This is a genomic window from Bacillus sp. RHFS10, from assembly GCF_016757475.1.
Taxonomy (GTDB): Bacteria; Bacillota; Bacilli; order Bacillales; family Bacillaceae; genus Bacillus; species Bacillus subtilis_G.
Window position 1 is genome coordinate 1,094,502 of sequence record NZ_JAESPO010000001.1, and the last position, 12,789, is coordinate 1,107,290.

At 46.1% G+C, this 12,789-nt stretch carries 1 protein-coding gene; it reads right to left on the reverse strand.

The annotated features are described in order from the left end of the window. Positions 1–27: 27 nt before the first annotated feature. Complete coding sequence (locus tag JMN17_RS05385; RefSeq protein WP_202327657.1) at positions 28–12,774, reverse strand: type I polyketide synthase; 12,747 nt, start codon at positions 12,772–12,774, stop codon at positions 28–30. Between the last annotated feature and the right edge of the window lie 15 nt (positions 12,775–12,789).

Genomic DNA, 12,789 nt, shown 5'->3' on the forward strand with positions numbered 1-12,789 from the left:
CCTGATCTGAAGGCATCGAGAATTTCTTTATGATTCATACGATTTACTCCCTTCTATGATGTTTTGCACACTCTTAAAATCCAGTTTTCCTTGCGCCACCTCTTGCATCAATCCGATGATTTGCTCGTCTGTATACGTTTTTGTTTGATGTGCTGCCGCGCTTTGATTGCGTTTTTCAGCTTTTAACGCCAAATGAGCGGATAAATCTTGGACTGTCTGATATTCAAGGATTTCCCGGCCAGTCACCTTCATCTGCGTGATTTTTTCGATATGACGCATCAATTTTCGGCCAAGAATTGAATCCATTCCATAATCCAAAAAGTTTCTTTTGAAGCTTATTCGCTCCTCAGATATGCCCAACTCTCGTGCTAAAAATTGAACAATGATCTTTTGAATGTGTGTTTCGCCATTAGGCTCGTCAATCTCTGTTTTCATGTCTTGTATATGCGGTTTAGCGGCCTTTGTTTGATGATTCCCTGACGAAACCCAATACCGCTCCCTTGCAAACGGATAGCCAGGTAAAGGAACCATCCGAACGTCATCGCCTTCATGAAGGAGTTCCCACGGGATCTGATATCCTTTCACCCAACATTCCGCAATGTTTTCCAAATTTCTTTCTTTTGCGAGTGCTTGCAGGAATGCTTCATCCTGTTCTACTAACACCCCTTCCGTATGTCCTATATAAAGGGATGCCTGTTGGCCTGATACCTCACCATTCTTCATTGCTTCCGCATATTCCTTCAATTTTCGCACCAATTGCTCCTGATTGTTTACAACAATCGCGAGCCTCGCTTCCATGGCTTTTCTTCCAGCCTGAAGTGTATATGCAACATCAGGTAAAGATAGGTTCTGATTCTGCTCAAGATACACTATCATGCGGCTGACAGCATCCTGAAGCCGATCGTCATTTTGGGCCGATAGCACGATAACCTGCGGGCATTCAGCTGACTCTTTATGCCGCTGTGTGAACGGCTGCTCATCCGGGATGTATTCTTCAATGACTGCATGGGCATTGGTGCCGCTGATACCTGTCGTGCTGATGGTTCCCATCCTCGGATTCTGATTTTTCCTGATCCATGGAAGGTTCTCTTTGCAAAGCACAAACGGGCTTTCTTTAAACTGAATATACGGATTGTCCGCTTTACAATGATGAGTAGCCGGAATCGTCTGGTTTTTTATTGCCATCAGCATACTGATTAAAGCAACCACCCCTGACGCTGCAAATGTGTGTCCGATTAAAGGTTTAATCGAGCTCATCATGCAGAATTGCTTCTGCTTCGTATATTTGCTGAACACGCTCGTTAACGCTTGGACCTCAAGCGGATCACCAAGATTCGAGCCGGTACTGTGCGCCATCACATATTGAATGTTGAGCGGGTTGATTTCATTTTTTTCATAAATGTTCTCGATCAATTCTGTCTGGCTAAAAGGATTTGGTGCCGTAATGCCATTGGTTTTGCCATCGTAATTCACACCGCTGGCCTTTATGCAGCCATAAATGTGATCATTATCTTCAATGGCCTTTGATAATGGTTTCAGGAGAACAGCAGCCACCGCTTCACCTGGCACCAGACCATTGGCATCTTGGTCAAATACTTTACATTGTCCGTTCGGAGACAGCATTTCGGCTCTTGTCAGCGCCTCAAATGACATTTGAGAAATATTCAGGCTGACGCCGCCGGCTAAAGCCATTTCACAATCTCCCTGACGGAGGGCTGAACATGCCTGATGAATCGCCACAAGTCCAGATGAACATGCTGCTGTCAATGCCATATTAGGTCCTTTTAGATCTAATGCGTATGCGATTCGCGCAGATAATGTGGCGTTTTGTGTTCCGTTAATGTAATCTGTATCTCCGGTTAAATGCGCATATTCTCCTTCTTCCACACCTACGTAAACACCGCAGGATTTTCCTTTTATTCGATGTCCCATATAGCCAGCATCTTCAAATGTGTGCCAAGCTTCCTCTAGAAAGATGCGCTGGCGCGGGTCCATGCTTTCAGCTTCTTTAGGCGATATTTGAAAAAACAGCGGATCAAATCGGTCTATGTCCTTCAAAAATGCGCCCCATCTCGGCACTGCTTTTTCTGGACCTCCGTTAGCTCCACCCCAGTCCAAGCGTTCTTTCGGGATGGCAGTGATACAATCTTTCCCGTTTTTCAGATTGTCCCACAGCTCCATGACCGAATCAGCTTGAGGAAATCTGCCGCTCATTCCAATAATGGCGATAGGCTCAGCGTGAACCTGCCGGACGCTTTTTTTGCTGGTATCCAGTTCTGCAGGAACCGGAGCATCATCTTCAGGATTCTTTTGTGCCTCAGGTGCATCATCCCGGTAAAATGCTTCGATCAGCTCTTTGTGATCCGTTAAGAAGAAACGGATTAATTCCTGTAAAGTCGAGTACCCAAAAAATAAAGCCGGTGTCACTTCGATGTTGAAATGCTTTGATAATACAGTCGAGAATTTAGCCAAATAGATCGAATCAAATCCGAAGTCGGCCCAATTTTTGTTCAAATCCAGCTTGTCCTTTGAGATTTTAAGCAATGTGTGAATACGCTCTTTCAGATCGTGTTCTAAACGTTTTTCAACGCTTAGCGTTTTTACCTCGTCTCTTTTTTCTAGTACAGCTGGGGCTTGAATGGCGGGTTCCGGAATAGCTGATTCGGTCATTCCTAAAAAGCGGCTGACCCGGCTGGCCTGACCGGCTATCACAAGATGCTGAGCATCCTGCTGAGACAGGATGTGTTCGAATAGGCGAATGCCTTCATCGGCTTCTAAGAAGCGCTGGCCGCTTGATTTCAGGTACAATTCGGTTGTTTCTTCATCACCGATCTTCATTCCGCCATCTTTCCATACAGGCCAGTTGATGACATACGTTTTGCCGCTATGAAGCCCATTTCTGTACTGTGCATAGGCCATTTGGAACCGATTCCCGATCGCATAATCACAACAGCCAAAATCTCCTAAAACCGCAGAAGACGAAGAAAAATAACAAACAAAATCAAGGATTTCATTTTTAAGCCATTCATCAAGCGCTATCGTACCGCTGATTTTCGGTTCAATGATGCGCTGGAAGCTATCGATCTCTTTATCAAAAATAGCAGAATCGCTCTCGATACCAGCTGCATGAATAACGCCGTTGATGGCGCCAAATCGGTCTTTCCCTCGTTTCACGCAGTCTCCCATCGCGATAGGATCAGAAACATCTGCCTCTGCATACATGGCTTCGCCGCCTAGATCCTTTAATTCTTTTATTTGCTTTTGCTTCTCGTCATTGAAAGGCGACCGCCCTGTCAAAATAAGGTTTGCGGCATAGTTTTTAGCCAAATGCTTGGCGAATAAATAACCGAGCCCTCCTAAACCGCCTGTCATCAGGTAAGTGCCGCCAGACTTCAATTTGCTGTCGTTCGGTTGTATGGTGGTCTGTTTAATGTGACATACACATCGTTTCCCATTTTGATACAAAACGGTTTGTTCAGTTAAGGCCTGTAATTCCGTCCATATTTTACGTGCCCAATCATCCATCGATTCTTGATCTGCCGGCTGAAAGATTCCAGTCACTTTTGTATGTGGAAAAACAAGCCCGAGTGAGCGTTCGAAGCCAATCCATGATTCCAGATAGCTCCGGTCAAGACCATTTTCAAAACGTCCCGCCAGCAGCAGCCGTGAAGGATGGAGCTTTGCTGCGGACATCCCTTGTAATAAATAGACAATGCATGAATGGTCCTTTATATAGCTCTCATCTTCCGCGGGCCACATATAGAGAATTGCATCTGGCTCTCCATGTTCCTCCTGAATGCTCTGGAAGGCTTTTTCAAAAGTGACAGGTTCTTGCCTCACAATCTGATAGCTGTATTGAGACTGTTTGCTGTACACCTCACCCTGCGAAATAAAAATGACCTTGGTGTCTTGATCAACGTTATTTACAGATGAAGCGAAGGCGTTTTGCTTTTCTCTATCCGTCAGAAAACAGATGAGCGTTTTGAAGCGTTTCGATGTGATAGTTGCCGGTTCTTCTTTCCACACCTCTTGAAAAGTCATAACCTCAAAATGCTCTTCTGTTTGCTGTTCTTTAGACGCTGGGGCCTTTGCCTGATCTGGTGCCCAATAACGTTCTCTTGCAAATGGATATGCGGGAAGACTGATCCGGACAGGCGTATTTGTTCCATACAGCTTATCCCAGTCAAAATACAAGCCTTTCACCCAAAGATCCAGCAGTTTCGTGTATTTCCCTTTGCTCATCCATGCCTCTATGATTTTTTCTGTATCTTCATCTGCCGATAAGACCGCTAATGCTTTTTTGTTCTCATCGATGCGATCCAGGTACAGGCTGTCTGCTTTATTTTCGATAAAATCGCTCAGCTTTCTCTCAAGATCCTCTAATGATTCCGCTATAAAGCCCAGCCGTTCCTCCATTGCTTCACGACCCGTTTGCAAGGTATAGGCGATCCTGATCAGATCTGTTTTACAGTACCTTTTTTCTTGAATGGCTGTGAGCAGCTGTTCCGCTCTCTCTTGCAGCCTTTCCCTGTTTTTCGCTGACAGCACAATCAGCGCAGGAGGAAAAGCTTCAGGCGTTTGCGCTTCTGTTTGCGAAATATACTCTTCAAGGATCATATGAGCATTGGACCCTCCAGCGCCAAAACTGCTCAATCCGGCGCGTCTCGGCACCTCCTGTCCGTCAATCACCGGGCGCTTCCATTCACCAAGATGCTGCTGAACGACAAATGGAGTATGGCTGAATTCAATATTTGGATTCAATCGCTGAGAATGCAATGACGGCGCAATTTGACCGTATTTAAACTGAAAAAGTATTTTTGTCAGTCCTGCAATTCCAGCTGCACTTTCACAATGACCGATATTTGATTTACTGGAGCCGATCGCGCAAAACTGTTTCTCCAGCGTATCTTCCTCAAATGCTTTTGTTAATCCCGCTATCTCAATCGGATCACCTAATGCGGTGCCTGTTCCATGCGCCTCCAGATAACTGATAGTTCGGGCAGGAATATTGGCGCGCTCAATCGCTTCTTTAATCAGCTGTGCCTGTGCATGAGGATTTGGAACCGTATATCCATTTGTTTTTCCTCCGCTGTTAATCGCACTTGCCTTTATCACACCGTAAATATGGTCTCCGTCTGCTATTGCATGTTGCAACGGCTTTAACACAATGGCGCCTACGCCTTCACCGTCGACAAATCCATCTGCGTCATCCCCGAAAGATTTACATGTATCACTTGCAGAGAGCATATTCATGACAGATAGGTTCTGATAATGAACCGGGTCAACAACTAGATTGACACCGCCGGCAATGGCGCAATCACTCGATCCGCTATAAATGCTTTCCAGCGCTAGATGAATCGCTGTCAGAGAGGATGAGCAGGCTGTATCGACTGCAAGGCTTGGCCCTTGGAAATTCAGCAAATACGATATTCTGTTTGCGATAGACCAATAGCCGTAGCCGGTCGGATAATTTTTGTTCATGACTCCGGCAAAGACGCCGATTTTTCTGCTTGTAGAGAGCGTGTCAGGCGTGTATCCCGCATCTTCTATACTTGCATAAGCGGTTTGCAGAAATAATCGCTCCTGAGGGTCCATTCTTTCTGCTTCAAGCGGAGAAATCTGAAAAAATAATGGATCAAATTTGTCCATATCTTTGATAAAGCCGCCCCATTTCGTATAAATCGACCCTTCTTTTCCTTTTTCTTTATCGTAATAGGCTTTCCAATCCCAGCGTTCTTTCGGAATTTCCTCAATACAATTTCTACCTTCTTTTAGGTTATTCCAAAAGTCTTCAGCTGTCTCCGCCTGAGGAAAACGGCCGGAAATGCCGATAATGGCAACGTCACGGCTGGCAGGAGCGTGTGTTGGCGTTTCTTTCTCCCTGCTGAAGCCAAGCTTGCGATAGCGCCGCATTCCTTTAGCGGCCTGCCCAGATTTTTTTGAAGACTTATTCATGCTTGCGGCCGGTGTCTGTGGGTGAACTTGACGGTCAAGACCTGTCAGTTTCATCAGCGCTTCTGTTTTTGTTTGGATGAAATGCTCAACTAACGCGTCAATCGTTTGGTACTCGAAAAATAAAGTGCTGCTTACATGGTCAAATTCTTTACGCAAGGTATTCGTCAGCTGGACAACGACGATAGAATCAATCCCGTACTTTTCAAGCGGTTCAGATGACTCAATCTTGCTAGCAGGAATTTTCAATGTTTCCCCGATTAGTTTTTTCATATATTCTGTGCTTTTTTCTCTGAGGTGAGCATGATTTGATTGTCCTGTTTTCTCCGAATCTATGTTTTGTGTATTAGCTGGCTCCTTATTAGACGCTAATGAAACATCCTTCTCTGGCGAGATCACAGTTTCCATCAAACGGCGTACCAGCCCGTTGCTTGAGCCAGCGACGATCTGGTGACTGAGATCATGGGCCGCTTCGGCCGGGAAGAAGACAGATTCAAAGCCTTCGCTTTCAAGTGCCGCTTTCCAGCTGCTAGGATATAAGCCTGGGCAGCCGGGAATCCGTACTGCAGGATCTTCATACAGCCACCAGCCTTCCAAGAGACCAAAGGTGATGTGAGGGAACAGGCTGTTTCCCGCCATTTCATTCAGCAGCAGCATTCCGTTGTTTTTCATCACTGCTTTTGTATGCCGCAGCGTTTGACGGATATTCTTTGTCGCGTGAAGGACATTGGCTGCAATGACGACATCATAGCCGCCAGCCTCGATTTCCTGCTGGTCAATCGGTTTTTCTACATCAAAAAGCTGATACGTCAGGTACGGATTTTCCGCCCCATATTCCTTTTCAGCATGCAACAAAAATGCTTTGGACAGGTCTGTATAACAGTATTCTTTGATATGGTTTTGATAGGCTTTCAGTTTTTGAAAGATTCCGGCGCTCGTGCCGCCTGTGCCTGCCCCTATTTCTATAATGCGGATGGATGCCTGCGGATCGTGCTTCAGCCGTTCATCCAGATAAGCTATTAACGTATCGGCAAGCAATTTATTAAAATAGTCTGCCACTTTGTTATGCTTATAGATGCCTTCTACTAATTCCATTGAGGACTGAGGAAACATCATATCTGTGGCAGGCACTTTCCCTGTCAAAATATCCGGTAATCCTTTCAGCATGGTTTCTGCTAAAACAACCATTGCTTTTGTATTGCTGTCTTTGAGCCATTTTTCTTTTTTCGCATTCCATTCTTGCCAAATCAGCGCGATATCCTCTGCTGGATCCTTCCTTACCAATGAATCTCCATCTTTCTTAAGATAACCATGCTGCAGAAGGAATTCACTGCTTTGCCGAAGCCACTTTTCATAAAATTCACGAGTCTTGTATTGTTGAAGGCGTTCAATCGATAATCTATGACCATCAAACAGCCCAGCCGTTTGCAGCTGGCCTAACAAAAGTCTGTAAAGAAGATCGTCCAGCTCTTCGTGTGTCACTCTTTGAAATCGTCCTGTTTTCGGCAGGCGCCCCTTCAGGCTTTCAACGTCTGCCGAAGGGTGCTCAGGATAAAGGGTGATGAATTCTTTCTGATTCACGCCTTCGACTGCTACAGGTTTTGTCGTATGAATAAATGCCGTTTGGCTGACTGGTCCAGAAAGCAGTGCTTCTAAAGCCTTCATACCTTCCGCAGGCTCAATTAAGCCTAAGCCAATTTGATTCATAAGCTGTACATACTGTTCATCCTCGGCCGCTTCACTGTTCCCCCAATATCCCCAGTTCATGACTTTTACAGGGCAAGCCCATGTATGAGAAAGTTGGTGAGCAAAAGCATCTGCAAATGCGCAGCCAGAGGCATAATGGCTTTGCTTTACGTTTTTGATATGTGCCACAAGCGAAGAGAAAAACAGAACAAAATCTAAATGCTCCTGTTGGAACACTTGGGCAGTACGAACACTGGCATCCACCTTCGCCGCCAGTCCGGCAGTAAATTCTTCCATCGTCATATTATCCAGACTTTGTTCAGATAAAACCATTGCAGAGTGAACGATCCCGTGAATTTCAGGATGACGCTTTTTCACTTGATCATAAGCCTGCTGCAATGAATGCATATCCGCAGCATCGGCTGCAATATAGTAAGGCTCAGGGCCAAGCGCTGAGAGACGGTCTATTTTCGCCTGGATGGCATCATTGATTTGACTGCGTCCAATCCAAACGATTTGCGCCTGATAGCGGCGGATCATGAACTCACTCCATGCCTCCCCGATGTACCCAGCGCCTCCGATGACCACATATACTCCGCCTATTCGGTAAAGCGTGTCATTTGACGGTGAGTACCGATATTGGATCAATTGCTGCTGATGCCATTGCTGATTCCGATAGGCCCAAGTGTGTCCGAGACGGTCAGCAGGAAGCGTAAACATTTGATGTACCGGCCATGTGCAGCCTTCTTCAAGATCAAGAAGACGGATTTTCCAATGCGGATATTCCTTAGCGATAGTGCCCGCGAGTCCATGAATGCTTGCATGAGCGGGGTGAACTTTCTCAGATGGAGTAACTGACTGCGCTTGGACGGTCACAAAAGACCACTCCAGCTTCTTCTCACCATAGCCTAATTGAAGACATGCCTTCACAAGCTTAAATGCCTTAAGAACGGCCTCTTCTTGCCCTTCACTAACGATATTGTCCGGGTGTGACGGGGCCATCCACAATACATGGTCAATGCCTCCGCATGCTTGCAGCTTGTCCGCTATTGCAGAAATGTCATCTGCTGACGGGATATCGATAAAGGAAACCTGCGGATGATGCTGCTTTATTAACATCCGTTCATCTTCAGTACCACCGCATAAAACAGCACGCGTAGCAACAAACAAAGCATTGTCCTCACCATTTGGAGAAACCGGTTCCCAGACAGGGATCATCATCTTATGCCCTGTCAGCGGAGAATCGGCTGCTTGAGGCATGGTCTGCTGTTCTCCATCAAGTGCCCGCATCGAGGCACCCTTCATTCGTACACAAACGTTCCCGTTCTTATCGCATAAATCAATATCATACTTTCTGACTTTGTCGCCCGCTTTACTGTCTGAACTATTACGAATATAAGACCATATCTCCTCAGGACACGGGCTGAAAACATCCATCCCCTGCAAAGCAAACGGGAGAGACAGCTGGCGGGCCTGTGCGTCAGCATTGACTGAGCTGACGATAAAACCGACTGTGGCATGGAAGGCGGAATCCATCAAACTCGGGTGGAGCGTAAAATGCTGCTTGCCGTCTTTTAGAAAAGCGGGTAACGAGATTTTTGCAAGCAATTGATCATGTCCGACAAGTACTTTTTCAATCCCTTGATAGCCCTCGCCGTAGTCAAGCCCAATCTTTCGAAACGCCGTATAGCATTGTTCTGACGTCACTGTATCCAGACTGCATTCTGTCTGTATGGATGCAAGATCTAAAACAGGAGTGTCCGCTTCAGCTGAAATGACTGCACGGCCTTGACTGTGTATCATCGGGGTTTCTTCTTTCATTTCAGAGCTGCTGTAAATGTCAAAGGAAATGTCCCCGTTATCCTCAGGATAAAGGCCAATATGTATTTCTTTTGGTTCACTTCCTATCGTGATCGGGCGGATCCAGACGATGTCTTTAAGCGACACAACTCTTTGTTCACCTTCCAGGTCGCCCGCAGCTTTTTCCGCCGCTTCCCTTGCCATTTCTAGGCAGGCAACGCCCGGCAGGATTTTCTGTCCCTGCACAACATGATCAGATAGGAAAAATTCTTGACCTGTAAAAACAGAGCTGAAGCGCTGCTCAGTAAAGTCTGACGTATTGCGGTGCACCAGCGGATGTAAGGTATGATCTACTATGCTGGTTTTTGTTTCAGGAGCTGGTATCCAGTAGCGCTCCTTTGCAAACGGATAGGTCGGAACACTGATTTTAAGCGGTTTGCGATCGCCATATAGCTCGTTCCAGATCACCCGTTTTCCTTGAACCCATGATTCAGCTATTTTCTTCAATTCGCTGTTTGTTGATGTTGGTCCGGCGGCCTCCTGATCCTCCTTGGTTTGCCCAGACCAGCAGCCGTCGATCTCTATTTCACCATTTGCAAACGCCTGAAGTTTAGCAGATAAATCCTTTATGTCCTTCACGATAAAGGCTGCCCGCTCCTCCATTTCCACCCGGCCTGTCTGTAATGTATAAGCTAACGCTACAAGATTGACGTCTTCGCTCAGAAAATCAAGGAGTTTAAGAGCGTAAGCGTGCAGACGGTCTTTGTTTCTCGCGGACAGAGGAATAATCATTTCTTCATTTTTCGTTAAAATCGGCTCTGAACGGCTCTCTGTCGGAATATATTCCTCCAAAATAAGATGAGCATTTGATCCTGAAGCGCCAAACGAACTTAAACCGGCGCGGCGGGGATATGTGACGTCCAATCCGTTTTCTGTAAAAGAAGGCTGCTGCCATTCCTTTGTATCATGCTGGACAAAAAACGGGGTTTCATCCAGCTGCAAATAAGGATTCAGCTCTTCTGAGTGTAGTGACGGCACCAGTGTTTTATGGTGAAGCTGCAGGACAGTCTTCGTTAAACCGCTGATGCCGGCTGCAGACTCAGCATGGCCAATATTTGATTTCACAGAACCAATTGAACAGAATTGCTTCTCCTGCGTATTTCGGCGGAAAGCCTTCACCAATCCTTGTATTTCAATCGGATCTCCTAATGAGGTGCCAGTGCCATGGGCTTCAATATAGCTAATGGTGCGCGGATCAATTCCTGTTTTCTCTAAGCACGCTTCGATAACATCAGCCTGAGCTACCGGGCTCGGTACTGTAATTCCGCTTACTTTTCCCACATGATTAATGGTACTGCCTTTGATGACAGCATAGATCCGGTCACCGTCCTGTTCAGCTTTTTGGAGCGGCTTTAACAATACTGTTCCGACACCTTCTCCCGATACGTAGCCGTCCCCGCCTTTTCCGAATGTATGGCAATAGCCGTCACTTGAGTGCATCCCGACACTGCCGTAGCTGATATATTTAGCCGGATGCAGTGACAAATTGACGCCTCCGGCAAGCGCGGCCTCACATTCTCCATTCCGGATGCTCTCAATTGCCAGATGAACAGCAGTTAATGAAGAAGAGCAGACCGTATCGACCGCCATGCTTGGACCGTGGAAATTACAATAGTAAGAGACCCTATTGGCAATTTGCGCATAATTCAACGATAAAGGAAATGGATGATGTTCTGATAGAGCCTCCGCTCCTATAAGGGAGTAGTCCTTATGCATAACACCTGCAAACACGCCGACATGCTGTCTTTTATTTTCTCCCTGAGGTGAAGCAATGGTTTCTGGTGTATACCCCGCATCTTCAATGGCTTCCCAGCACGTCTCTAAAAATAAGCGTTCCTGAGGGTCCATCGTTTCCGCTTCACGGGGTGAAATCCTGAAAAATTGAGGATCAAAACAATCAGCATCCTCGATAAACCCGCCCCATTTTGACAATGGCTTACCCGAAGGTGAATCCAGACCATTGTTATCCTTCCATTCCCAGCGCGAGTTTGGGATCTCCGTGATGCAGTCGGTACCCGCCTTAAGATTTTCCCAAAATTCCTGTATGTTTTTTGCCTTAGGGTAACGGCCTGCCATTCCGATAATGGCAATATCCCCGCCGATCTCTGGTAAAGAGGGAGCGGCGTCTGAAGAATCCTGCATTGGTTTAGGAGACTGGCGAACTGTATCGTCCGCCTCTCCCATTGAATAATGATCAGCAAGATACACAGCTAGTTCTGCAATCGTCGTATATTCAAACAGCAGCGTTGGCGAAAGATCCGCTCCGATCTCATCCCCTATCTCCTGAACCACTTTTAGCAAGGATGGTGAATCCAGCCCAAGCTCATAGTATCCGGCGTGGATATCCATTTGTTCTGCCGGCCTTTCAAGCTGTTGAGCAAGCAATTGACGCAAATACGTTTCAATTGCCGTATAGTCCCGATCAGGATTCTGAGAGACAGCATGAATTTCTTTTCCAGAATGAAGGACTGCCGCATCACGTACAGACTTGCCTGCAAACTGTTTCAGCTCGGCCACTTTTTGTCCGGAGGAATTAAAATATTCAATCGTCATATAAGTGAGTTCGTTCTTCTGGCGCACAGACGAAGAGAGGATCCGTGCTGTACACCCTTTTTGCAATCGTTCTGAAGCTGAAAAAGATTCATAACACAGTGGCAGATACATCGTTTGATCTGAGAGAAGGCAGCTTGAACCTATACCGCTGCCATCAATGAGAGTCGGATGAAACAGAAAAGCTTCAGAATGGCCCAGCGCTTCCTGTCCGACAGACAGATCAATCAAAGCACCCTCTTTGGTTTTATAAATCTTCCCTTCCGCCTTCATCATGCCGGTATGCACTAATTCTTGAGAGCGGCATTGTTCATACAGTTCATCTAAATTCAAAATCCTTTCAGCTGTACGTTTCCACTGATTATGGTCTATTGAATCTTCAAAAGAAGTCCGCTCTTTACGATGCATGTCAGCCGTCACATATTGTCTTTTGTCCGAAAGCGACTCACCACGCTGTTTTTGTCCGTCGATGATGATGGACCATGTCCCTTTCTTGCTTTCAGACACGTGAATTGTGAGAGCAATGTCATACAATTCGTCTGCGATCAAAGGGTAAAAAATAGTCAGGTTTTTTAATTCAAGCTCTTGATATGCGTAACCATGTTCTTGGAATACTTGGTAGATCAAATCTATATAAGCAAGGCCGGGTAATAATGCTTGTCCGTATACCTTGTGGTTGGACATGATAGGATTATTTAATGAAATGTGCAGTTGTTCAGTTATCATTTTCCCACTCCTCTC

Excerpts from the sequence above, each read along its gene's own strand:
- JMN17_RS05385 (WP_202327657.1), bottom strand. The coding sequence starts at position 12,774 with ATGATAACTGAACAACTGCACATTTCATTAAATAATCCTATCATGTCC.